Below are 23,642 nucleotides of genomic sequence, written 5' to 3'. Positions count from 1 at the left end.
GTGCCGATGCAGCGCGCCGCGTGCCGGGCGCTGCGTCCCGGGCTCTAGCGCTCCTCGTCCACCGGCAGGAGCAGGGTCGCCACCGCGCCCCCGTCCACCGCGTTGGCGAACGTCAGCCGCGCGCCCAGGACCTCCGCCTGCCCCACCGCGATGGTGAGCCCCAGCCCGTGCCCGGTGGCCCCGCCCTCCGTGCGGAAGCGCTGCGGGCCGTGCGCCACCAGGTACCGCGGGTACCCGCCGCCGTGATCCCGCACGGTCACCACGGCCCCGTCCACGGTCAGCACCACCGGCGGGGCGCCGTGCTTGTGCGCGTTGGCCACCAGGTTCCCCAGCACCCGCTCCAGCCGCCGGCGGTCGGTCTCCACGCGCGCGCCCCGAACGATCCGCACCTCGGTGTCGGTGCCCGACGCCCGCACCACCCGCCGGGCCAGCGCCCCCAGCTCCTCGGTGCCCAGGTCCAGCTTCTCCCGCCCGGTGTCCAGCCGGGAGATCTCCAGCAGGTCCTCGGTCAGCGTGCGCAGCGCCGCGACCCGGTCCCGGACCAGCTCCGTCGGCCGTCCCGGGGGAAGCAGCTCCGCCGCCGCGTGCAGCCCGGTCAGCGGGGTGCGCAGCTCGTGCGCCACGTCCGCGGTGAACCGCTGCTCGCTCAGCAGCTTGCTCTGCAGCGTGGAGGCCATCGTGTCCAGGGCCGCCGCGACCGCCGCCACCTCGTCCTGCGGCCGGGACGGGACCTTGGTCAGCGGATCGTCCACGCGCGCGTCCAGGTCGCCGGCGCTGATGCGCCGCGCCACGCGCGCGGTGGCGTGCAGCCGCCGGGTCACGCGGGTCACGCCGAACACGCCGACCAGCACCACGACCCCGATGGCCAGCCCCGAGGACCACAGGATGGAGTTGTCCAGCCCGGCGATGGTGCGGGCCTGCTGCGAGTAGTCCATCTCCACGGCCAGCGCCCGGTGCCCGGCCGCCGGGCCCGCCGCCCACATGGTCGGGCGCCCGTTGTGCGTGGAGACGATCGTGCCGCGCTCACCGCGCGCCGCCAGCGCCCGCAGCGCGCCGGGCAGCCCTTCGGGGTCCACCCCGGCGCCCGGCAGCAGCGTGTCCCCGGCCTCGTACGCCTCGGTGGCGTCCCCGAGGCGGGACAGGGCCTGGCGGCGGGACTGGTCGACGGTCTGGTTGGTCACCGAGACGTGCACCAGGACGCCGAGCAGCGCGGCCAGCGCACAGCACATCACCGTGATGAACACGGCCGCCTTCACGGCGAGCGGACCGGCCCACCTCGGCAGAGCGGGCTTCACGGGGTGCCCGCCGAGGGGGTCTGCGAGGCGGACGGGGTATGCGAGGCGGAGCGGGGCGGCGAGGCGGAGCGGGACGGCTTGGTGGCCTTGCGGCCGTCACCGGTGTGCAGGTACTCGTCCCGGGAGAACACCATCGCCCGCTGCCCCGGGTCCCACACCCAGGTCGTGCGGTACTCGTAGCCGGAGATGTCCGCCGGGGAGCGCTCGATCAGCGCCCGGCCGGCCAGCTCCACCCCCAGGATCGCGTCGTTGTCCGCCAGCACCTGCACCAGCCGGTGCTTCTCGACGGTGTAGACCCGCACCGCCGTCTGGTTGGTCGGGTAGAGCCGGAAGCCGAGCGTGAGGTCGTCCCGGCCGTCGCCGGTCAGGTCCCGGTAGTACGGCTTCAGCAGCGGGCACAGCGCCCGGTCGCCGGCGGGCCGGCAGTCCTTCAGCCGGTCCACGGTCGCGTGGTAGGCCCCCTTGGACCCGTAGTCGTCCGGCTCCGCCTTGATCTCCGCCTCGACCACGTCGACCGGGTTCACCTTGCGGATGTCGTCGCCGGGGACCTTGACGCCCTTGACGACCGCCCGGGCCGCCACGGCGTAGGGGTAGGCCGGGCTGGAGGCCGGCTGGAGGTCGGGCCAGAGCTTGGCGGGGCTGACCGCGGTGGGCGTCGGCCCGGCGGCCCGCAGCCCGCCCCGGTCCCCGCAGGCCGACGCCGTCACCGACAGCAGGGCGACGACGACCGCGGCGAGGACGGTGCGTACGGGGCGGCGGGCTGGCACGGTGCTCCTGGGGTGTCGGGTCGGTTCGGGATCCCGAACAACCTTATGCGCAGTTTCGTATTGCTCTTAGTTTCGTAGTTTCGTAGGAAAATCCTTTTTGCGCTCATGGGGCGGCGCTGGGAGAGAGGCTACTCGGCCAGTTCCTCCAGCAGTCGCACGGTCGGCAGTCCGGTGCGCAGGTACTCCACGAACAGCTCGTTGTGCAGCGCCCAGGCCGAACGCCGGGCCCGGATCAGCTGGATCGCCTCGTCCGGCGAGAAGCGGCCGCGCTGCACCAGGGCGTGCGCCACGACCAGGCCCGAGCGGTTGTACCCGTGGAAGCAGCGCACCAGAACCCGGCGCCCGGCGTCCAGCGCCTCGTTCGCCGCTGCGGCCAGCCGCATCACCCCGGCGAGCTGCGTCGCGTCCAGCGGGCCGTCCGGGATCGGCCACACACGGTGCTCGACCCCCGGATCGGGGCCGTGCCCCGGCAGCCGTAACAGCGTCTGCACCACATCGAACTCGTCCCGCACGACCACGGGCTCCCGGCGCCCGGACGGGCCGAGGACCTCGTGCCCGCCCATCCACAGCCCGGGCACGATCTCGCTCCACGGACGCTCCGGAGCCGGTACGTCGGGCTGCCTTCCGCGGATCCGCAACGGCGCCTCCCCAACTCCCCGTCGAAAGGTCCGTCCTGCCAGGGCCGCCCTCCAAGGTAACCGGTCTTGCCCCGGGAGCGCCCCGCCTGTTCCCATGGTCGAGGGGTGATGGCGCATGAACGCACTGCGCGTGGTGCCGGCCTATCGGCACGGCCGGGAACGGCTGTACGTCTGCCGCCAGGACGGCAGCAACGTCGCCTGGTACGACCGGGAGACGAGCCGCGTGAACCTGCTCGGCGAGGACAGCAGGGACGACGTACTCCAAGCCCTGAAACCCTTTCTGACCGGCCCGGTGACCGTGGGCCCACCGCCGGTCCCCACCCCCGCCGAACTGGCCCGGCTGACCCTGCACCCCGACGACGACCTCGCGCCCAACCGGCCCGGCGAGGCCCTGCTCGTCGCCCTCGACCGCGACCCCGGCCCCGCCCACCGGCTGCGCCCCGACCCGCGCCGCCGCGCCCTGACCGCCGAGCAGACCGTCGGAGGGGCCCTGGACGCTTTGGAGGGCGCCGGCTGGCACACCGTGCACTCCGTCGCGCTGCCCGGCGGCGACCGCATCCACCATCTGCTGCTCGGCCCCGGCGGCGTCTTCGCCGTCCACGCCCTGTACGCCCGCAAGGCCCGCGTCCTGGTCGCCGACCCCATGGTCACCCTGGGCCGCCGCGAGGCCGAGCCGCTGCTGCGCCGCCTGCGCGCGGACGCGGACCGCGCCTCCTACGCCCTGACCGCCGAGGTCCACCCGGTCCTGGCCCTCACCGGCCCCGCCGAGGTGACCGTCACCGACCGGCCGCGCGCGGTGCGGATCCTCGACGACACCCGGCTGGCGGAGCTGGCCCGGCTGGGCGGGGTGCTGAAACCGGCGGACGTGGAGGCCCTGCACGGAATGGCCCGGGACCGCAACACGTGGCGCAGGGTGTGAGGGCCTCGGACGTCAGGAGGGCAGGGGAGCGGCCGTCCCCGGGTCCAGCAGGGGAGCCATCAGGTCACCGTGCTCCCGCAGCCGCGCGGCCATGTCCGCGGCCTGGAACGCCAGTTGCCCGGGTTCGCGGCACTCCTCGACCTCTTCCCAGGTGACCGGGGTGGACACGAGGGGGAACGGGCGGGCGCGCAGGGTGTAGGGCGTGGCCGTCGTCTTGCGGGCGGCGTTCTGGCTCCAGTCGACGAACACCTTCCCCGGTCTGAGGCTCTTGGTCATCCGGTGCACCACCAGCCGGGGCATGGCCCGCTCGGCCTCGACGGCGAGCGCCTTGGCGTACTCGCTGGTCCGCTCCGAGGACGAGCCCCGGACGGCGGCCAGCAGGTGCATCCCCTTCGACCCGGCCGTCTTCGGGTACGCCTCGATCCCGTCCGCCGTGAGCCGCTCACGCAGCCAGAGAGCCACCTCGCAGCAGTGGACGAGATGGGCCGGCGGCCCGGGGTCGAGATCGAAGACCAGCCGGTCGGCCTCCCGCGGACTCTGCACGAGCCACTGGTGCGTGTGGAACTCGGTGACCAGATTCGCCGCCCACACCAGGCTCGGCAGGTCCTGTACGACGACCATCCGGGCCGGGCTGTCCGCGGAGGAGCGGGGCACCTCGGCGGTGGTGACCCACTCGGGCGTACCCGGCGGCACGTTCTTGGTGAAGAACAGCTGCCCTTCCGGGCCGTCCGGATACCGCAGGAAGGACACGGCCCGGTCGCGCAGGTGCGGCAGCAGCGCGTCGGCGCTGGTCGCGTAGTAGTGCACCAGCTCCGCCTTGGTGAAGCCGGTCCGCGGATACAGCACCTTCTCCAGGTTGGTGAGCGCCACCCGCCGCCCCGCCACCTCTGTGATAGGCGTCATAAGATGACAATCCCAGAAAAACCGGTCAAACCGTCGGAAGGGTGCGGCACGTGCGGTCGATATGGAACGGCGCGATCTCCTTCGGTCTCGTCAGCATCCCGATCAAGCTGGTGAACGCCACGGAGAGCCACGCGATCTCCTTCCGCCAGATCCACACCGAGGACAACGGGCGCATCCGCTACCGCAAGGTGTGCGAGCTGGAAGACCGCGAGGTCACCCAGTCGGAGATCGGCAAGGGCTACGAGGACGCCGACGGCACGATCATCCCGATCAGCGACGACGAGCTCTCCCACCTGCCCATCCCCACCGCCCGCACGATCGAGATCGTGGCCTTCGTACCGGCCGACCGGATCGACCCCCTCCAGATGGACGCGGCGTACTACCTGGCGGCGAGCGGCGCCCCGGCGGCGAAGCCGTACACCCTCCTTCGGGAGGCCCTCAAGCGCAGCAACAAGGTGGCCATCGCGAAGTACGCCCTGCGCGGGCGCGAGCGCCTCGGCATGCTGCGGGTCGTCGGCGACGCCATCGCCATGCACGGCCTGCTCTGGCCCGACGAGGTACGCGCCCCGGAGGGCGTCGCCCCGGACACCCCCGTGACGATCCGCGACAAGGAACTCGACCTCGCCGACGCCCTGATGGACACGCTCGGCGAGGTGGACCTGGAGGACCTGCACGACGAGTACCGGGAGGCCCTGGAGGAGGTCATCGCCGCGAAGGCCTCCGGCGAGGCCCCGCCGGAATCCCCGGCCCCGGCGGCCGGCGGCAAGGTCCTCGACCTGATGGCGGCCCTGGAGAACAGCGTCCGGGCGGCCCGGGAATCCCGCGGCGAATCCCCCTCCGGCCCCGAGGCCGAGATCAGACGCCTGCCCCGCAAGAAGACCGCCGCCGCGAAGAAGACGGCCGCCGTGAAGAAGACGGCCGCCGCGAAGAAGACGACGGCGGCGAAGAAGACGACGGCCAGGTCCGCGACGAAGTCGGCCAAGTCGGCGGCGGACAAGGCGACGCCGGCGAAGACGCCTGCGAAGAAGACGACGTCGCGCAAACGGTCGGCATGAGGCAGCCCCCGCACCGGCTGGCACGGGTAGCGTCCGGCGGAGCGGCGGCGCAGGAGGCAGGAGCCACCTGGCGCCGGCCGCCCCGCTGTACGACGGGTTGCCCGGGGAACGGTCACCGGGTGTGCGCGCGTATGAACGCGTCGTACGCCTGGGGCGTCTGCTCGGTGGGCAGCGGACGGTACAGCTCGTGCGGGCCCGGGATGAGCTGGCGGGCGACAAGGTCGGCGTGGATCTCCTGGAGGTGGGAGATCTCGCCGGTGTTCGGGTCGGCCGCCGCCACCGCGGGCGGGGTCACGTTCGCGAGGACGTCGTCGGTGCGCGGCGTGCCGAGGGTGAGCACGTCCCCGAGGCCCGTGGCCGCGGCGTCCCGCTGGGTGAGCGCGGGCAGCGACCAGCGCTCTTCGACGGTCCTGAGGATGCTGGTGTGATCCAGCGGGGTCGCGTCGGCCGCGACGCGGAACACGACGCCCTGGTCGATCAGCGGGGACACCAGCACGGTCGGCACCCGGACGCCGAACCGGCCGAAGTCGAAGCCGAACTCACCCGCGGTGCCGTCCCCCGGCGCGGTGGCCGTGGTCGGGGGCGCGACGTGGTCGTAGCACCCGCCGTGCTCGTCGTAGGTGATGACCAGGAGCGTCTCGTCCCAGGCCGGGCTGTCGTGCAGGGCGCGGTACACCTGCAGAAGGAGCGCCTCGCCGGCGGCCACGTCGTTGACCGGGTGCTCGCTGTTGCCGGTGGCCTCCCAGCTGGGTTCGAGGAAGGTGAAGGCGGGCAGTTCTCCCGCCCCGGCAGCGGCCTGGAAGTCCGGGAACCGGCCGAAGTGGTCGTCGGTGGCACTGTGGATGTCAGGGAAGTTCCCCCTGGTCAGAGGGTCATTGACGTAGCCGTACACCTTCCAGTCGAGCTGCTGCCGGCTGAGCAGGCCGAAGATGCTCGGGCAGGTGAAGGTGTGGGTGTGGTCGTCCATGTGCCCCTGGCTGGTGCCGGCGCAGGCGAACGCGCGGTTCGGCATCGTCTCGGTCGGCGCCGGACTGAACCAGTGGTCGCAGACGGCGTAGCCGCGGGCCAGGCCCGACAGGACCGGAAGGCTCTCGGGGGTGTGACAGCGCATGATGTCGCCGTCGTCCGTGCCCGGGATGATCGTCGGCCGGTGGCCGGGCGGATTGTGCTGTGCCTGCTGGGTCCGCAGGGCCAGGGTGTCGGCGAAGTTGGTGACGAAGCCGTCCATGGTCGCCGTCGGGGGTGATGGCGCGGTGAGCGAGCCGAAGAGCTGCGCGTTCGTCGGCCGGTAGCCCTCGCCCGGATTCGCGCCCGGCGTGAAGTAGGCGTGCGGGTCCGTCGGCTGGATCCGGGCGACCTTGACGGACTGGCCCTGCCGGTCGGAGTTGGACTCCGTGCCGGTCAGCCCTTCGTAGTGCTGACCGGCGGGGGAGACGTTGTCCTGGTCGGTGTAGAGAAACCCGAGCAGATGGTCGAACGAGCGATTCTCCAGCATCAGCACCACGAGGTGCTCCATGGCCGACAGCCGGTTTCCGCCTGCCATCACGGCCTCCCTCGGCTCGGCAGCCACTGGTCCCGCGGAGTCGTACGGCGCTCACGCCGGCTGCCGACGCGCGGCCGGTTGGCGTAGCGGCCGGCGATCGCGTCGGCGGTCAGCTGGTGCCATCCGGTGCCCTTGGTGACGTCGAAGACGCCGATGTAACCGCCTGGCAGCAGTTCCAGGGGATTCTTTATGACATTGCCGTAGTCGAACTGGGTCCCGTTCGCTGGGCGGTTCGGCTCGAACCAGGCGGGGAACACGAAGTCGCTGACCAGTGTGCCGTCGATGGTGTAGCCGTTGGCGTCGGCCTCGCAGGCGTCGGCCACCTCCATGGCGTACAGCTTGCCGGTGGTGGCGGTCGGCTGGTCGAAGACCACGCGGTTGATGTCCGGATCGGCGAGCATTTCGAGCAGTTCGTGACTGGCCGTCACGGTCCACTGGTCGCCGATCTGCAGGTCGGTGCCCGCGAACACCTTGCCCAGCGGCATGAAGTTCGAGGTCAGGTCGTGGTAGCCCAGGGCGCCGGCCTGGTCGGAGTTGTCCAGCACCACCAGCCACCAGGAGTCCTCCGAGAGCTTGTCACCGGCGACGTACGACAGTTCGGCGTCGACTCCCCACACTGGGGCGAAGTGCTCGCTGACCTGCTTCTGCAGCGCCGGCACCACGGCCGCGACGTCGCCGTCCCTCAAGGCCGTGCTCTCGTTGGTCACTTGGATTCTGACGTTCGGCATTTCTCCTCCAAATACACGGAGAGGCACAAAGGCAACGAAGGCAATGAAGGCCACGAAGGGAACGAAGGGCAACGAAGGGAACGTGAAAGACCACAGGCCACGCCGTTAACGATGAGTGGGCGGGCGTGACACCGGCGTGACGGCGACGCGACGGCACGCGCGGCGGAGGAGCCCGGATGACGGCGGCATATTTCGACAGGCCGCGCTCGGCGCCGCAAGATGGAGACGTAGACGTGTACCGCCGAGGAGTTCGAGCGCGGCGATGGCGATACAGAAGGTGGACGGCCGAGGCGCGGCCGGGGCTGCCGCCCCGGCGGGCCAGCTACCGCCTTCTACCTGCGGCCAGGCCGGTGTGGAGACCGAGCCGGCGCATCTCGTCGTGCTGGGCGGCTTCGCCTTCATGGTCCACGACCAGCCGGTGCAGCTTCCGTCCGGCTCGGAACGGCTGCTGGCGTTCGTCGCCCTGTGCTGCCGGGCCGCCGTACCCCGGAGTCTGATAGCAGGGACGCTCTGGCCGGACGCTTCCGAGTGCCGTGCCCACGCCAGCCTCAGATCCGCCCTGTCCCGGCTCCACGACGTGGGCAGACTCGCACTCGACGTGGGACCGGGCGAGGTCGGCCTGGCCCGTGACGTGAGCGTGGACCTCCACCAGGGCAAGCAACTGGCCCACCGGATCCTCCAGGGCTCGGCGGAGGCGGTCCGGCAGGCGCCGGCCGACGCGATCGAGGAACTCTCGCTGGACCTGCTGCCCGGCTGGTACGACGACTGGGCCGTGCTGTGGGCCGAGGACTGGCGGCAACTGCGCGTCCACGCTCTGGAAAGGCTCGCGGAGGCCTTCACGGCGGCCGGCAGACACGCCGACGCGGTCGCCGCCGCCCATGCCGCGATCCGTGCCGACGCCCTGCGCGAGAGCAGCCAGTCCTGCCTCATCCGGGCGCACCTGGCCGAAGGAAACCCGTCGGAGGCGATGCGGGACTTCGAACGCTACGCGCGCCGCCTCGACGCCGAGCTGGGGCTGTCCCCGACCAGGCGCCTGCGCAACCTCGTGGCCGGCCTCGGCGCCGTCAGGCTCCGGACGAGCCTCTGGCAGCTGCGCCCCGAGACCGGCGACAGCACGACAAGAGGCGGCGGGAGCCGGCTGCACTGACTCCCGCCCTCGTCCTCCGGGCATGCGGCCTGGTCAGCGCCTGATCCCTGCTGATCCTGCGGCCATCCGCTGGAAGAAGCCCGAGGTGGCCTCCACCTACACCGCGTGTGGCTGACCAATCAGCCCGTGGTCCGCACGCAAACCGTCTGCGGCTTCCCGTACGAGCTCACCGAGCGGGGAGGACGAGCCGCAGAACGATCTCGCCGTCGTCGATCTCCCCGGTGGGTTCGAACCCGAATTTCCGGTAGAAGGGCCACGGTTCGCCGTCACCGGGATCGTAGCTGGTCAGCAGTTCGGTGGCGCCGTCCGCGCGAACCAGGGCGACGATCTGCGTGAGAGTCTCTCGGCCGATCCCTCGCCCCTGGTGCCGCTTGTCGACGAGGAGGCGCCAGATGAAGTGCCGCCCTTTGTAAGGACCAGCCGGCGGCTTCCACGACAGCATCACGAAGCCGACCGGCTCGTCACCAACGTACACCCCGCGGTACCAGGGATTGGCCTCCGGCTGCTGTGCCGCCTGCTTGAGCGACCTGGACACCGAGGCGACGAACTGCTTCTGGTCGCGTCGGACGCGGAGGGCACGAACGGCATCCCGGTTGTCGTCGGTGATCTCCCGCAGGTGCACGCCTGGAGGCCTCACACCGCACCCCTTCCTGTGGCGGCGGCTGTGCCGTCCGGGCCGACGTGAGGAGCCGCCGCCCTGCGACAGCCAGTTGTGTGCACGCACTGTCAAGGACGTCAGATTGGACGCTTCGCAGCGTATTCGGCACCGCGCACAAGGAGCGGCACCGGCACGCCGGGCTCTGTCTGCTCCGAGGAAGCCGCTGCTGTGACCTGGGCAGACGCGCTCTGATCCGGCCCACGAACAGTCCACAGACCCCGACGTACAGCCGCTCCGGGCCACATACGCCTGCACAAACGCGAAGACCCCGGCCTCAGCGTTTCCGCTGGTGACGGGGTCTTTGGGCACCTCATGCTGGGTGCCCCCGGCAGGATTCGAACCTGCGCACACGGCTCCGGAGGCCGTTGCTCTATCCCCTGAGCTACGGGGGCGTGTCGGCTGCGGAGCTCTTCGCTCGCGGCGACGGATAGAACACTAGCAGGTCCGGCGGGGTGATCAGGAACCCGTTTCCCGGGGTGGGGGGTGCGGGGTGGCGGAACGGGTCCCCTGTAGGGGGCGGAAGTGGGGAAAACCCGGACGCGGCGGCCGGTCCGGACCTACTCTCGACGTGTGCCAGGCGCCTCGGGTCGGGTGCTTGTTGTGGACGACAACAAGGTCATCCGGCAGTTGATCAGGGTCAATCTCGAGCTGGAAGGGCTTGAGGTCGTGACCGCGGCCGATGGTGCCGAGTGTCTGGACGTGGTGCACCAGGTGCGGCCCGATGTCGTCACGCTCGACGTCGTCATGCCCCGGCTGGACGGCCTGCGCACCGCCGCCCGCCTCCGTGCCGATCCCCGTACGCACCATCTCCCTCTCGCCATCATCAGCGCGTGCACGCAGTACGAGGTCGAGAGCGGCCTCGACGTCGGCGTCGACGCCTTCCTCGCCAAGCCCTTCGAGCCCGCCGAACTGGTGCGGCTGGTCAAGCAGTTGATCCAGCGCGGGGACGGCCGTGAGGGGCGGGGGCAGGGGGGAGACGGGGGGCACCGTGACGGTGGCGGCGGTGGGCGTGGCGAGGGCGAGGGCGGCGAGGAAGGGGAAGGGAGCCGGGAAGACGACGACGGCGGGGCCGGTGACGGCTTCGCCGACGGCGTTCCCGGCCGGATCTCCTACGGCGGCGGCTGAGGCGCGGCCGTTCTTCTCCGGAGGCTGAGGCGCGGCCGTTCTTCTCCGGAGGCTGAGGCGCGGCCGTTCTCCCCTCCCGGTGCCCAGGGCACGTCCGCCGCTCCGCCTGCGGCCTGCGGCGGCCAGACGTGGTCGGGAGCACCAGGCCCCGCCCTCTGTCACCCCATACCTGTCACCCACCCCCGTCCCACAGTGAGAACCACCTCGCCTACCCACCCCCGCCCTCCCCTAGGCTTGTCTCGTGACCCCCGTCGAGTTGTCCCGCACCGTGCTGCACGCGGTGCGTCGTGCTGTGGACGACGGGGAGCTGAACGTGAGCGTGCCCGAGCGGGCCGTGGTGAGTGAGCCTGGGCCCGGGGGGTGCGGGGACTACGCCACCGCCATCGCCCTGCAGCTCGCACGCCCGGCCGGGCAGCCGCCGCGGCGGGTGGCCGAGATCCTGGTGCCCCGGCTCGCTGCCGCCGCCGGCATCCGAGAGGTCGTCGTCACCGGGCCCGGGTTCCTCAACATCAGCCTCGCCGAGCAGGCGCAGTCCGACCTCGTCACCGCCGTCGTCCGGGAGATCCGCGACCGCGGTGCCGCGTACGGCCACGGGGACGCCCTGGCCGGACAGGTCGTCGCGCTGCGCGTGCCGTACGAGGTCCGTGCCGAGGTCGTCGCCGACGCCGTCGTACGGCTGGTCGCCGCGCAGGGCGGGCGGGCCACCGTCGAGCACGCCGAGCCCGTCAATCTGCGGCCCGTTCCCGCGCCGGAGGACCCCGCCCCGCTCGGCGCCGACGCCGCCCGGTGGGCCCTGCTCCACCCCGCCCCGCACGACCGGCCCCGGATCACCGCCGACCACCTCGTCCAGCGGGAGGCCAATCCGCTGTTCCGGGTGCGGTACGCCCACGCCCGCGTCCGGTCCGTCAGCCGCAACGCCGCCCGCCTGGGCTTCACCGCCGGCTCCGGCCCCCTCGACCCCGGCGTCGGCGCGAGCGCCGAGTCCGGCGCCCTCGTCTCCGGTGCGCATGTCGGCCACGTCGCCGGCTCCGGCCCCCTCGACTCCGGCGTCGGCGCGAGCGCCGAGTCCGGCGCCCTCGTCTCCGGTGCGTATGTCGGCCACGCCGCCCGCCCGGGCCGTACCACCGACCAAGCTCCCGCTCCCCGCCCCGGTACGCGCATCGCCCCCACCGCCGTCACCGACGAGGCCGCCCCCGGTGTCCGAGCTCTCCTCGCGGCCCTCGCCGACCACCCCCGTGTCCTCGCCGCGGCCGCCACCCACCGGGCCCCGGACCGGCTTGCCCGGCATCTCGTCACCGTCGCCGATGCCGTGCTGCCCTTTCTGCCCACCGTGCTGCCGCGCGGTGAGGAGAAACCCTCGGCCGCCCACCGCGCCCGGCTCGCGCTCGCCGAAGCCGCCGGGACGGTGCTGGCCGGCGGCCTGTCCCTGCTCGGCATCGACGCACCCGAACATCTCTGAGGCCGTCCCGGAAGACGCCCCGGAGCAAGACAGAGAGTCTGAGAGCCACCGTCATGAGTCGTTCCGCCCACCCCGCCGGGCCCCGTCACGCCGATGTCCTGCCCGAGGGGCACTACTCCGCGCCGCCCACCGACCTCAACGTCCTCGACCCCAAGGTGTGGGCCCAGACCGTCGTTCGGGACGCCGACGGGGTCGTCACCGTCGGCGGGGTCGACGTCAACCGGCTCGCCGAGGAGTTCGGCACCCCCGCCTACGTCCTCGACGAGGCCGACTTCCGGGCCAGGGCGCGTGCGTGGCGCACCGCCTTCGGGGCCGACGCCGACGTGTTCTACGCCGGGAAGGCGTTCCTGTCCCGTGCCGTCGTGCGCTGGCTGCACGAGGAAGGGCTCAACCTCGACGTGTGCTCCGGCGGGGAGCTGGCCACCGCGCTGTCCGCCGGCATGCCCGCCGAGCGCATCGCCTTCCACGGCAACAACAAGTCCGAGGACGAGATCCGGCGCGCCGTCGAGGCCGGTGTCGGGCGGATCGTGCTCGACTCGTTCCAGGAGATCGTGCGGGTCGCGCACATCGCGCAGTCCCTCGGCAAGCGGCAGAAGGTCCAGATCCGGATCACCGTCGGCGTCGAGGCGCACACGCACGAGTTCATCGCCACCGCCCACGAGGACCAGAAGTTCGGGATCCCGCTGGCCGGGGGGCAGGCGGCGGAAGCCGTGCGGCGGGCCCTGCGGCTCGACGGGCTGGAGCTGATCGGGATCCACTCCCACATCGGTTCGCAGATCTTCGACATGTCCGGCTTCGAGGTCGCCGCGCACCGGGTGGTCGGGCTGCTCAAGGACGTCCGTGACGAGCACGGCGTCGAGCTGCCCGAGATCGATCTCGGCGGCGGGCTCGGGATCGCCTACACCAGCGACGACGACCCGCGTGAGCCGCACGAGATCGCCAAGGCGCTCACCGAGATCGTCACGCGTGAGTGCGAGGCCGCCCGGCTGCGCACTCCCCGGATCTCCGTCGAGCCCGGGCGGGCGATCGTCGGGCCCACCGCGTTCACGCTGTACGAGGTCGGCACGGTCAAGCCGCTCGACGGGCTGCGGACCTATGTGTCGGTCGACGGGGGGATGTCCGACAACATCCGCACCGCCCTGTACGACGCCGAGTACAGCGTCGCCCTCGTCTCGCGCACCTCCGACGCCGAGCCCATGCTCGCGCGCGTGGTGGGCAAGCACTGCGAGAGCGGGGACATCGTGGTCAAGGACGCGTTCCTGCCCGCCGACCTCGCGCCGGGGGACCTGATCGCCGTACCGGCCACGGGCGCGTACTGCCGGTCCATGGCCAGCAACTACAACCATGTGCTCCGGCCGCCCGTCGTCGCGGTGCGGGACGGCGAGGCCCGGGTGATCGTCCGGCGCGAGACCGAGGAGGACCTCCTGCGTCTCGACGTCGGCTGAGCGCGAAAGCAAGAGAAAACCGGCTGGAAGATCTCCTGTTTTCCGGTCCCGTACAAATGAAATTCATGTCTCACGATCCGGACCAAGGGTAGAAACTCCCGTCCGGTGAGTGAGACTGGTCCAACCGTAGACGGTTTGAAGGAAACGAGGTCGGATGATGCGTACGCGTCCGCTGAAGGTGGCGCTGCTGGGCTGTGGGGTTGTCGGCTCAGAGGTGGCGCGCATCATGACGACGCACGCCGACGACCTCGCCCAGCGGATCGGCGCCCCGGTGGAGCTGGCGGGGGTGGCCGTACGCCGTCCGAGCAAGGTCCGCGAGGGCATCGATCCGGGCCTGGTCACCACTGACGCCACCGCCCTCGTCAAACGCGGCGACATCGACGTGGTGGTCGAGGTGATCGGCGGGATCGAGCCCGCGCGCGCCCTCATCACCGCCGCCTTCGAGCACGGCGCCTCCGTCGTCTCCGCCAACAAGGCCCTGCTCGCCCAGGACGGCGCCGCCCTGCACGCCGCCGCCGAGGAGCACGGCCGGGACCTGTACTACGAGGCGGCCGTCGCCGGTGCCATCCCGCTGATCCGGCCGCTGCGCGAGTCGCTGGCCGGTGACAAGGTCAACCGGGTGCTGGGCATCGTCAACGGCACCACCAACTTCATCCTCGACAAGATGGATTCCACGGGCGCCGGGTACCAGGAGGCGCTCGACGAGGCCACCGCGCTCGGGTACGCCGAGGCCGACCCGACCGCCGACGTCGAGGGCTTCGACGCCGCCGCCAAGGCCGCCATCCTCGCGGGCATCGCGTTCCACACGCGCGTGCGCCTCGACGACGTCTACCGCGAGGGCATGACCGAGGTCACCGCCGCCGACTTCCGCTCGGCGAAGGAGATGGGCTGCACCATCAAGCTGCTCGCCATCTGTGAGCGGGCGGCGGACGGCGGCTCCGTCACCGCGCGCGTGCACCCCGCCATGATTCCGCTGAGCCACCCGCTCGCCTCCGTGCGCGGCGCGTACAACGCCGTCTTCGTGGAGAGCGACGCCGCCGGGCAGCTGATGTTCTACGGACCCGGCGCCGGTGGCGCGCCGACCGCCTCCGCCGTGCTCGGCGACCTGGTCGCCGTGTGCCGCAACCGACTCAACGGCGCAACGGGGCCCGGTGAGTCGGCGTACGCCGCCCTGCCGGTCTCGCCGATGGGCGAGGTCGTCACGCGCTACCACATCAGCCTCGACGTGGCGGACAAGCCGGGCGTGCTCGCCCAGGTCGCCACCGTCTTCGCCGAGCACGGCGTGTCGATCGACACGGTGCGCCAGCAGGGCAAGGACGGCGAGGCCTCCCTCGTCGTCGTCACCCACCGGGCGTCCGACGCCTCCCTCACCGGGACCGTCGAGGCGCTGCGCAAGCTCGACACCGTGCGGGGTGTCGCCAGCATCATGCGGGTTGAAGGAGAGTAACCAGCAATGACCCACCAGTGGCGCGGAATCATCGAGGAGTACCGGGACAGGCTGCCGGTGTCCGACACCACGCCGGTCGTGACGCTCCGCGAGGGCGGCACGCCCCTCGTGCCCGCGCAGGTGCTCTCCGAGCGCACAGGCTGTGCGGTGCACCTGAAGGTCGAGGGGGCCAACCCCACCGGCTCCTTCAAGGACCGCGGCATGACCATGGCCATCAGCAAGGCCAAGGAGGAGGGCGCCAAGGCCGTCATCTGCGCCTCCACCGGCAACACGTCGGCATCCGCCGCCGCGTACGCCGTGCGCGCCGGCATGGTCTCGGCCGTCCTCGTGCCGCAGGGCAAGATCGCGCTCGGCAAGATGGGCCAGGCCCTCGTGCACGGCGCGAAGATCCTCCAGGTCGACGGCAACTTCGACGACTGCCTCACCCTCGCCCGCTCGCTCAGCGACAACTACCCGGTGGCGCTGGTCAATTCGGTCAACCCGGTACGTATCGAGGGTCAGAAGACCGCGTCGTTCGAGATCGTGGACATGCTCGGCGACGCACCGGACATCCACGTCCTGCCGGTCGGCAACGCGGGCAACATCACCGCCTACTGGAAGGGCTACAAGGAGTACGCCGCCGACGGCGTCTCCAGGAGGACGCCCCGGATGTGGGGCTTCCAGGCCTCGGGAAGCGCTCCGATCGTGCGCGGAGAAGTGGTCAAGGACCCCTCGACCATCGCCACCGCGATCCGCATCGGCAACCCGGCCTCCTGGAGTCACGCGCTGGCCGCACGCGACGAGTCCGGCGGCGCCATCGACGAGGTGACGGACCGTGAGATCCTGCGCGCCTACCGGCTGTTGGCCGCACAGGAGGGCGTCTTCGTGGAGCCCGCTTCCGCCGCCTCCGTGGCCGGCCTGCTCAAGGCCGCCGAGCAGGGCAAGGTCGACCCCGGCCAGACGATCGTGTGCACCGTCACCGGCAACGGTCTGAAGGACCCCGACTGGGCCGTCGCCGGTGCCCCGCAGCCGGTCACCGTGCCGGTCGACGCGGCCACCGCCGCCGAGCGCCTCGGCCTCGCCTGAGCGCCCGGCCCCGGGAAAACCCCAGACAGGGTGCACAGGGGGCTTACGACACGCATCGTGCGCCTCCTGTGCGCCCTATGTCGCCACAGAACCTTCCTTCGATAGGCTGTACTGAACCCGCCCACCGCACATGCCCTGGCGTGTGGCACGGCGCCGCGCCGTCTCCGCGGCCCGACGGGTCTTCGTACGTCATCGGCAGTCCACCGAACATCGGTCGCATGTCCGTCGAGTCCATCGAATGTCATTCGACCGTCACGCAGCTCAAGGAGAGTCAACGAGCGATGGCCGGTCCAGCGTTCCGCGCCGCCGCCGTCCGGGTGCGCGTTCCCGCCACCAGCGCCAATCTCGGGCCGGGCTTCGACGCCCTCGGCCTCGCGCTGGGGCTCTACGACGACGTGGTCGTCCGGGTGGCCGACTCCGGGCTGCACATCGACATCGCGGGCGAGGGCAGCGAGACCCTCCCGCGTGACGAGAGCCACCTCCTCGTGCGCTCGATGCGTACCGCCTTCGATCTGCTGGGCGGCCAGCCGCGCGGCCTGGAGATCGTCTGCGCCAACCGCATTCCCCACGGCCGGGGCCTCGGCTCCTCCTCCGCCGCCATCTGCGCCGGCATCGTCGCCGCCCGCGCCGTGGCGATAGGCGGGGAGGCCAGGCTCGACGACACCGCCCTGCTGGAACTGGCCACCGAGATCGAGGGCCACCCCGACAACGTGGCCGCCTGCCTGCTCGGCGGCTTCACCCTGTCCTGGATGGAGGCGGGCGCCGCCCGGGCCATCAGGATGGAGCCCAGCGATTCCATCGTTCCGGTGGTTTTCGTGCCTGGGAAGCCGGTCCTCACCGAGACCGCGCGCGGCCTGCTGCCGCGCACCGTGCCGCACGTGGACGCCGCCGCCAACGCGGGCCGTGCCGCCCTGCTCGTCGAGGCCCTCACCCGGCGCCCCGAGCTGCTGCTGCCCGCCACCGAGGACCGCCTCCACCAGGAGTACCGCGCCCCGGCCATGCCCGAGAGCGCCGCGCTGGTGGAGCGGCTGCGCGCCGACGGCGTTCCGGCGGTCATCTCGGGCGCCGGGCCCACCGTCATGGCCCTGGCCGACGCCGACAGCGCCGACAAGGTCGCCCACCTCGCGGGCGTCGGCTGGGCCGCGAACCGGCTGGACCTGGACGTACAGGGAGCGAGCGTGCTGCCGCTCGCGACCTCCGCCGCGGATTGACCGCACCCGGTTGCCGGATTTGGAGAGGGGGAATGTTTGTTGGATCCGGTAGTGTTAACCTCAAGTCTGCACCCGACCCCACCATGGCGAGGTGCCTCGTGTCCCCGTCCGGGACAGACATTCTTCCGGGAGCCTCCCACGCCACTCCGTGTTCCTTGCGCCGTACCTGGGCAGTACGACGTATGCGAGCACTGAGCGGGCCGCCGGGCACGCTCCGGAATCGGTGCTACCACGCCACGTGACACTGGGTGCCACGGCTCGCGGAAGCGCCAATCACCGCACATCTCTTCCGCCGCTTTGGCGGACCACCGCCCCGGCGCGGTTCACAGAAGACAGAACCGTAGCCGGACAGCACAACCGGTCGCCGAGCCAGACAGGCCGACGTCCGCTCCAGGGAAGGACCCTTCGTGAGCGACACCACCGATCTGATGGGCGCACGTGTCGACGAGACCGCTGCCGCGCCCGCCACGGACGCCTCCGCGCCTGCCACCGGTGCCGGCTCCCGGCGGCGCCGCGGTACCGGCCTCGAGGGCATGGTGCTGGCCGAGCTGCAACAGGTCGCCTCGGGCCTCGGCATCAGGGGCACCGCGCGGATGCGCAAGAGCCAGCTGATCGAGGTCATCAAGGAGGCGCAGGCCGCCGGGGGAGCCACCCCCAAGGCCGAGGCCGCCGCCGAGACCAAGCCCAAGCGCCGCGCCACCTCCAAGGCCCGTACGGGTGAGGTCGCCGCCGACGGCGAGAAGAAGGCCGCGGCCCCGGCGGAGAAGGCCGTGGCCCAGCAGCAGATCGAGATCCCCGGCCAGCCGGCGTCCGACGACGCCCCCACCGAGCGCCGGCGCCGCCGGGCCACCGCCGAGGCCGGCAGCCCCACCGCGAGCGGCGCGGAGACCGCCGCAGCCGAGGCGAAGGCCGAGCCCAAGGCCGAGACCCCGGTGAGCACCGCCCAGCAGCCGCAGGGCGAGGGCGCGAAGGGCGACGCCGGTGACGGCGAGGGCCGTGGCCGCCGTGACCGTCGCGAGCGCGGCCGTGACCGTGACCGCCGCAACAAGGGCGACGACCAGCAGGGCGGCCAGCAGCGTCAGCAGCAGGGCCAGCAGCAGGGCGGCCGCCAGGACCGGCAGCAGGACGACGACGACTTCGAGGGCGGCCGTCGCGGCCGTCGCGGCCGCTACCGCGACCGCCGTGGCCGTCGCGGCCGCGACGAGATCGCCGAGCCGCAGCTCGCCGAGGACGACGTCCTGATCCCGGTCGCGGGCATCCTGGACATCCTCGACAACTACGCCTTCATCCGGACCTCCGGCTACCTCCCCGGTCCGAACGACGTGTACGTCTCCCTCGCCCAGGTCCGCAAGAACGGCCTGCGCAAGGGCGACCACGTCACCGGTGCGGTCCGCCAGCCGAAGGAGGGCGAGCGCCGCGAGAAGTTCAACGCGCTGGTCCGCCTCGACTCCGTCAACGGCATGGCGCCCGAACACGGCCGCGGCCGACCGGAGTTCAACAAGCTGACCCCGCTCTACCCGCAGGACCGCCTCCGCCTGGAGACGGACCCGGGCGTGCTCACCACCCGCATCATCGACCTGGTGTCGCCGATCGGTAAGGGCCAGCGCGGTCTGATCGTGGCCCCGCCGAAGACCGGCAAGACCATGATCATGCAGGCGATCGCCAACGCGATCACGCACAACAACCCCGAGTGCCACCTGATGGTCGTCCTCGTCGACGAGCGTCCGGAAGAGGTCACCGACATGCAGCGGTCGGTCAAGGGCGAGGTCATCTCCTCGACCTTCGACCGCCCGGCCGAGGACCACACGACGGTCGCCGAGCTGGCCATCGAGCGTGCCAAGCGCCTGGTCGAGCTGGGTCACGACGTGGTCGTCCTGCTGGACTCCATCACGCGTCTGGGCCGCGCCTACAACCTGGCGGCGCCGGCCTCCGGCCGCATCCTGTCCGGTGGTGTCGACTCCACGGCCCTCTACCCGCCGAAGCGGTTCTTCGGTGCGGCCCGCAACATCGAGGACGGCGGCTCGCTGACCATCCTCGCCACCGCCCTGGTGGACACCGGGTCCCGCATGGACGAGGTGATCTTCGAGGAGTTCAAGGGCACCGGCAACATGGAGCTGAAGCTCGACCGGAAGCTCGCCGACAAGCGCATCTTCCCGGCCGTGGACGTGGACGCCTCCGGTACCCGCAAGGAGGAGATCCTGCTCGGTGCCGAGGAGCTGGGCATCGTCTGGAAGCTGCGCCGCGTCCTGCACGCGCTGGACCAGCAGCAGGCGATCGAGCTGCTCCTCGACAAGATGAAGCAGACCAAGTCGAACGTCGAGTTCCTGATGCAGATCCAGAAGACGACGCCGACGCCCGGCAACGGCGACTAGGAACGGATCCGGTACAGAAGCGTCGGAAACGTCACAACCGAGATCTGTGCCACAACGCTCCTGGTGGTCGATCACCAGGAATGACTACGCAGAGTGCCCATCGCGCCACGCGATGGGCACTCTGCGTTGTGCAACTCTTTCCCGAGTTTCTCCGTCTGACCCTACGGAGCGACGATGGAGCGGTGACGACCGCCCGACCCTGAAAGCAGGGGGTAACCGACCGACGAGACCGAGGAGCGATGTGTCCGCCCAGAGCACGCCGGAGCCCGTCATACCCGAGCCGGACGGGGCAGCGCCCCGCCGGGGCAAGGGCCGCCGCCGCAAGGCCCCCGGCAACGGCCGCAAGGCCCTGCGGGTCATGGGCTGGACCGCCGCGGGTGTGGTCGTCCTCGGCGGTGCCGGAGCCGGGTACGTGTACTTCAAGCTCAACGGCAACATCCACAGCGTCGACATCAACCAGGCCCTCGGCGGTGACCGGCCCACGAAGATCGACAACGGCTCCGAGAACATCCTGGTCCTCGGCTCGGACAGCCGCTCCGGCTCCAACAAGAACCTCGGCGGCGGCACCGACGACGGCAGCGCCCGCTCCGACACGGCGATGATCGTCCACGTCTACGAGGGCCACAAGAAGGCCGGGGTGGTCTCCATCCCCCGCGACACCCTCGTCGACCGCCCCCAGTGCACCGACACCGGCGGGCACAGCCACCCCGCCGCGTACGGCTCGATGTTCAACGAGGCGTACTCCACCGGCGGCGCGGCCTGTGCCGTGAAGACCGTCGAGTCGATGACGGGCATCCGCATGGACCACTACCTGGAGGTCGACTTCCAGGGCTTCCAGAAGCTCATCGACGACCTCGGCGGCGTCCCGGTCACGACGACGAGGAACATCGACGACCCGCGGAGCCACCTGACCCTCCAGGCCGGCACCCACACCCTCGACGGCCGGCAGGCCCTCGGGCTGGTGCGCACCCGGCACGGCGTCGGCGACGGCTCCGACCTCGGCCGCATCCAGCTCCAGCAGGCCTTCGTCAAGGCCCTGATCGACCAGGTCAGGAACGTCGGCGTGTTCAGCAACCCCAAGAAGCTGTACGACCTCGCCGACACCGCCACCAAGTCCGTCACCACCGACTCCGACCTGGGCTCGGTCAACTCCCTGATCGACTTCGCCAACGGTCTCAAGGGCATCGGCGCGAAGAACATGAGCATGATCACCATGCCGGTCCAGTACGACCCGGCGAACCCCAACCGCGTCCTGGTCGAGCGGTCCAAGGCCCGGCTCGTCTGGACCGCCCTGAAGAACGACCGGCCGATCCCCAGGGCGGCGACGCAGGGCACGGCCACGGGTGAGGCCAAGGGCGTGGTGAGCGGCTGACGAGCGGCCCCGGCACCCCCGGGGAAACGGCCGCAGCACCCCCGGGAATAGACGGCGACGGGTCCCGGTTTTGGGGGATGGCCCCAGTCCTGGCAGACTGGTACGTCGGCTCCGGTTCACGCGCCCGCATCCCGCGGCTGCGACCCGGCGCCCTCCCGGAACCTAGGAGAAACCCTTGAAGCGCGACATCCACCCCGAGTACGTCGAGACGCAGGTCAGCTGCACCTGCGGCGCGTCGTTCACCACCCGCAGCACCATCGAGTCCGGCACCATCCGGGCCGAGGTCTGCTCCGAGTGCCACCCGTTCTACACGGGCAAGCAGAAGATCCTCGACACCGGTGGCCGTGTGGCCCGCTTCGAGGCCCGCTTCGGCAAGGCTGCCGCCGGCTCCAAGAAGTAGCGAGCCCCCATTCGCCGGTCCACGGCCACACCCTCGCGAGGGTGTGCCCGGGACCGGCGTTTTTGGTCGCCCGCCCTTCCCTTCACCGCAGTACAGGAGCCGAAAGATGTTCGAGGCCGTCGAGGAGCTCGTCGCCGAGCACGCCGACCTGGAGAAGAAGCTCGCCGACCCGTCGGTCCACGCCGACCAGGGACACGCGCGCAAGCTGAACAAGCGCTACGCCGAGCTGACCCCGATCGTCGCCACGTACCGCTCCTGGAAGCAGTCCGGGGACGACATGGAGACCGCGCGCGAGCTGGCGGCCGACGACCCCGACTTCGCCGCCGAGGTCAAGGAGCTGGAGAAGCAGCGCGAGGAGCTGACCGAGAGGCTCCGCTTCCTGCTGATCCCGCGCGACCCCAGCGACGACAAGGACGTCATCCTGGAGATCAAGGCGGGCGCGGGCGGGGACGAGTCGGCCCTGTTCGCCGGCGACCTGCTGCGCATGTACCTGCGCTACGCCGAGCGCGTCGGCTGGAAGACCGAGATCATCGACGCCACCGAGTCCGAGCTGGGCGGTTACAAGGACGTCCAGGTCGCGGTGAAGACCAAGGGCGGCCAGGCCCCGGAGCCCGGCCAGGGCGTGTGGGCCCGGCTGAAGTACGAGGGCGGCGTGCACCGCGTGCAGCGCGTGCCGGCCACCGAGTCCCAGGGCCGTATCCACACCTCCGCCGCCGGCGTCCTCGTCACCCCCGAGGCCGAGGAGGTGGACGTGGAGATCAACCCGGGCGACCTGCGCATCGACGTCTACCGGTCCTCCGGCCCCGGCGGCCAGTCCGTCAACACCACCGACTCCGCCGTGCGCATCACCCACCTGCCCACCGGCGTCGTCGCCTCCTGCCAGAACGAGAAGAGCCAGCTCCAGAACAAGGAGCAGGCCCTGCGGATCCTGCGCTCCAGGCTGCTCGCCATGGCGCAGGAGGAGGCCGAGCGGGAGGCCGCGGACGCCCGCCGCAGCCAGGTCCGCACCGTCGACCGCTCCGAGAAGATCCGCACCTACAACTTCCCGGAGAACCGCATCTCCGACCACCGCGTCGGCTTCAAGGCGTACAACCTGGACCAGGTCCTGGACGGCGACCTCGACGCGGTGATCCAGGCCTGCGTCGACGCCGACTCGGCGGCGAAGCTGGCAGCCGCGTAAGACACGTTCGCAGCGACGGACGTAAAGCACCCGCACGACACGGAGGACTCGCGTGAACCTGCTGCTCGCGGAGGTGGCCCAGGCCACCCAGCGGCTGGCCGACGCCGGCGTGCCCTCGCCGCGCAACGACGCGGAGGAGCTGGCCGCGTTCGTGCACGGGGTGAAGCGCGGCCAACTGCACTCCGTGAAGGACGCCGACTTCGACGCCCGGTACTGGGAGGTCATCGCCCGGCGCGAGCAGCGCGAGCCGCTCCAGCACATCACCGGGCGGGCCTACTTCCGGTACCTGGAACTCCAGGTCGGACCGGGCGTGTTCGTGCCCCGGCCGGAGACCGAGTCCGTGGTCGGGTGGGCCATAGACGCCGTGCGCGCCATGGACGTCGTCGAGCCCTGCATCGTCGACCTGTGCACCGGCTCGGGCGCCATCGCGCTCGCGCTCGCCCAGGAGGTGCCGCGCTCGCGCGTGCACGCGGTGGAGCTGTCCGAGGACGCCCTGGTGTGGACCCGCAAGAACATGGCGGGCTCCAGGGTCGACCTGCGCCAGGGCGACGCGCTGACGGCCTTCCCCGATCTCGACGGCCAGGTCGACCTCGTCATCTCCAACCCGCCGTACATCCCGCTCACCGAGTGGGAGTACGTCGCCCCCGAGGCCCGCGACTACGACCCGGAGCTGGCGCTGTTCTCCGGCGAGGACGGTCTCGACCTGATCCGCGGCATCGAACGCACCGCGCACCGGCTGCTGCGCCCCGGCGGGGTCGTCGTGATCGAGCACGCCGACACCCAGGGCGGCCAGGTGCCGTGGATCTTCACCGAGGAGCGGGGCTGGGCCGACGCGGCCGATCACCCCGACCTCAACAACCGCCCCCGCTTCGCGACCGCCCGCAAGGCGCTGCCGTGAGCGTCCCCCTGACTT

At 71.5% G+C, this 23,642-nt stretch carries 21 protein-coding genes and 1 tRNA gene; 14 read left to right on the top strand and 8 right to left on the bottom strand.

The genetic code is table 11. The features are described from left to right. Positions 1-44: 44 nt before the first annotated feature. From ACZ60X_RS14115 to ACZ60X_RS14105, 3 genes are all read right to left on the bottom strand, one after another. Entirely contained in the window at positions 45-1,295 is a 1,251-nt protein-coding gene (locus tag ACZ60X_RS14115) for an ATP-binding protein (protein ID WP_469597701.1), read from the bottom strand. Then, complete coding sequence (locus ACZ60X_RS14110; RefSeq protein WP_469597698.1) at positions 1,292-2,062, bottom strand: hypothetical protein; 771 nt, start codon at positions 2,060-2,062, stop codon at positions 1,292-1,294. The genes ACZ60X_RS14115 and ACZ60X_RS14110 overlap by 4 nt, the downstream gene beginning before the upstream one ends. Positions 2,063-2,190: 128 nt before the next feature. Beyond that, on the bottom strand, positions 2,191-2,700 hold the full coding sequence (locus ACZ60X_RS14105; RefSeq protein WP_469597695.1) for a protein-tyrosine phosphatase family protein: 510 nt from the start codon (positions 2,698-2,700) through the stop codon (positions 2,191-2,193). A gap of 115 nt (positions 2,701-2,815) precedes the next feature. Here ACZ60X_RS14105 and ACZ60X_RS14100 point away from each other — a divergent pair, with 115 nt between their 5' ends. Next, on the top strand, positions 2,816-3,619 hold the full coding sequence (locus ACZ60X_RS14100) for an NERD domain-containing protein (protein WP_469597692.1): 804 nt from the start codon (positions 2,816-2,818) through the stop codon (positions 3,617-3,619). Positions 3,620-3,631: 12 nt separating this feature from the next. Here ACZ60X_RS14100 and ligD read toward each other — a convergent pair whose 3' ends face one another. Then, positions 3,632-4,522: a non-homologous end-joining DNA ligase gene (gene ligD / locus ACZ60X_RS14095; RefSeq protein WP_469597690.1), complete on the bottom strand. Its 891-nt coding sequence runs from the start codon at positions 4,520-4,522 to the stop codon at positions 3,632-3,634. Positions 4,523-4,572: 50 nt separating this feature from the next. Between ligD and ku the strand changes: the two genes are divergently transcribed. Continuing rightward, the gene (gene ku, locus ACZ60X_RS14090; RefSeq protein ID WP_469597688.1) at positions 4,573-5,577 is read left to right on the top strand and encodes a non-homologous end joining protein Ku; all 1,005 of its coding nucleotides are present in this window, start codon (positions 4,573-4,575) and stop codon (positions 5,575-5,577) included. Positions 5,578-5,689: 112 nt separating this feature from the next. Here ku and ACZ60X_RS14085 read toward each other — a convergent pair whose 3' ends face one another. Then, on the bottom strand, positions 5,690-7,120 hold the full coding sequence (locus ACZ60X_RS14085) for an alkaline phosphatase family protein (protein ID WP_469597685.1): 1,431 nt from the start codon (positions 7,118-7,120) through the stop codon (positions 5,690-5,692). Then, positions 7,120-7,848 carry a hypothetical protein gene (locus tag ACZ60X_RS14080; RefSeq protein WP_469597683.1) on the bottom strand — a complete coding sequence of 243 codons (729 nt, stop codon included), beginning with the start codon at positions 7,846-7,848 and terminating at the stop codon, positions 7,120-7,122. The genes ACZ60X_RS14085 and ACZ60X_RS14080 overlap by 1 nt, the downstream gene beginning before the upstream one ends. Before the next feature lie 262 nt (positions 7,849-8,110). Between ACZ60X_RS14080 and ACZ60X_RS14075 the strand changes: the two genes are divergently transcribed. After that, positions 8,111-8,995, top strand: coding sequence for an AfsR/SARP family transcriptional regulator (locus tag ACZ60X_RS14075; RefSeq protein WP_469597681.1), 885 nt, complete (start codon positions 8,111-8,113; stop codon positions 8,993-8,995). 166 nt (positions 8,996-9,161) lie between these two features. Here ACZ60X_RS14075 and ACZ60X_RS14070 read toward each other — a convergent pair whose 3' ends face one another. Together ACZ60X_RS14070 and ACZ60X_RS14065 are read right to left on the bottom strand one after the other, a co-directional pair. Next, the gene (locus ACZ60X_RS14070) at positions 9,162-9,617 is read right to left on the bottom strand and encodes a GNAT family N-acetyltransferase (protein WP_469597679.1); all 456 of its coding nucleotides are present in this window, start codon (positions 9,615-9,617) and stop codon (positions 9,162-9,164) included. Positions 9,618-9,973: 356 nt separating this feature from the next. Next, a tRNA-Arg gene (locus tag ACZ60X_RS14065) sits at positions 9,974-10,045 on the bottom strand. 130 nt (positions 10,046-10,175) lie between these two features. On the opposite strand from ACZ60X_RS14065, the gene ACZ60X_RS14060 reads away from it, so the two are divergent. The 11 genes from ACZ60X_RS14060 (at position 10,176) to prmC (ending at position 23,627) form a co-directional block, all read left to right on the top strand. Continuing rightward, positions 10,176-10,778: a response regulator gene (locus tag ACZ60X_RS14060; protein WP_469597676.1), complete on the top strand. Its 603-nt coding sequence runs from the start codon at positions 10,176-10,178 to the stop codon at positions 10,776-10,778. A gap of 241 nt (positions 10,779-11,019) precedes the next feature. Beyond that, entirely contained in the window at positions 11,020-12,237 is a 1,218-nt protein-coding gene (gene nrtL, locus ACZ60X_RS14055) for an ArgS-related anticodon-binding protein NrtL (protein ID WP_469597673.1), read from the top strand. A 53-nt stretch (positions 12,238-12,290) separates the two neighbouring features. After that, a complete protein-coding gene (lysA, locus tag ACZ60X_RS14050) occupies positions 12,291-13,682 on the top strand; it encodes a diaminopimelate decarboxylase (protein ID WP_469597671.1) in 1,392 nt (463 codons plus the stop codon). Positions 13,683-13,836: 154 nt separating this feature from the next. Next, positions 13,837-15,129, top strand: coding sequence for a homoserine dehydrogenase (locus ACZ60X_RS14045; protein ID WP_469597669.1), 1,293 nt, complete (start codon positions 13,837-13,839; stop codon positions 15,127-15,129). A 6-nt stretch (positions 15,130-15,135) separates the two neighbouring features. After that, complete coding sequence (gene thrC, locus ACZ60X_RS14040; RefSeq protein WP_469597667.1) at positions 15,136-16,194, top strand: threonine synthase; 1,059 nt, start codon at positions 15,136-15,138, stop codon at positions 16,192-16,194. Positions 16,195-16,475: 281 nt separating this feature from the next. After that, positions 16,476-17,405 (top strand): homoserine kinase, encoded by a 930-nt coding sequence (gene thrB / locus ACZ60X_RS14035; RefSeq protein WP_469597665.1) that lies wholly within the window; start codon positions 16,476-16,478, stop codon positions 17,403-17,405. A 407-nt stretch (positions 17,406-17,812) separates the two neighbouring features. Then, positions 17,813-19,777 (top strand): transcription termination factor Rho, encoded by a 1,965-nt coding sequence (gene rho / locus ACZ60X_RS14030; protein ID WP_469597663.1) that lies wholly within the window; start codon positions 17,813-17,815, stop codon positions 19,775-19,777. A gap of 241 nt (positions 19,778-20,018) precedes the next feature. Beyond that, complete coding sequence (locus ACZ60X_RS14025) at positions 20,019-21,149, top strand: LCP family protein (RefSeq protein WP_469597660.1); 1,131 nt, start codon at positions 20,019-20,021, stop codon at positions 21,147-21,149. A 175-nt stretch (positions 21,150-21,324) separates the two neighbouring features. Then, positions 21,325-21,549, top strand: coding sequence for a 50S ribosomal protein L31 (rpmE, locus tag ACZ60X_RS14020; protein WP_019326867.1), 225 nt, complete (start codon positions 21,325-21,327; stop codon positions 21,547-21,549). A gap of 106 nt (positions 21,550-21,655) precedes the next feature. After that, positions 21,656-22,729, top strand: coding sequence for a peptide chain release factor 1 (gene prfA, locus ACZ60X_RS14015; protein ID WP_469597656.1), 1,074 nt, complete (start codon positions 21,656-21,658; stop codon positions 22,727-22,729). Positions 22,730-22,781: 52 nt separating this feature from the next. Next, positions 22,782-23,627, top strand: coding sequence for a peptide chain release factor N(5)-glutamine methyltransferase (gene prmC / locus ACZ60X_RS14010; protein WP_344348623.1), 846 nt, complete (start codon positions 22,782-22,784; stop codon positions 23,625-23,627). Positions 23,628-23,642: the final 15 nt, after the last annotated feature.

This window comes from Streptomyces sp. NPDC104106 (assembly GCF_055584345.1).
The sequence above is the reverse complement of the archived record's forward strand: the minus strand, read 5'-3'. Positions and strand labels throughout refer to the sequence as shown.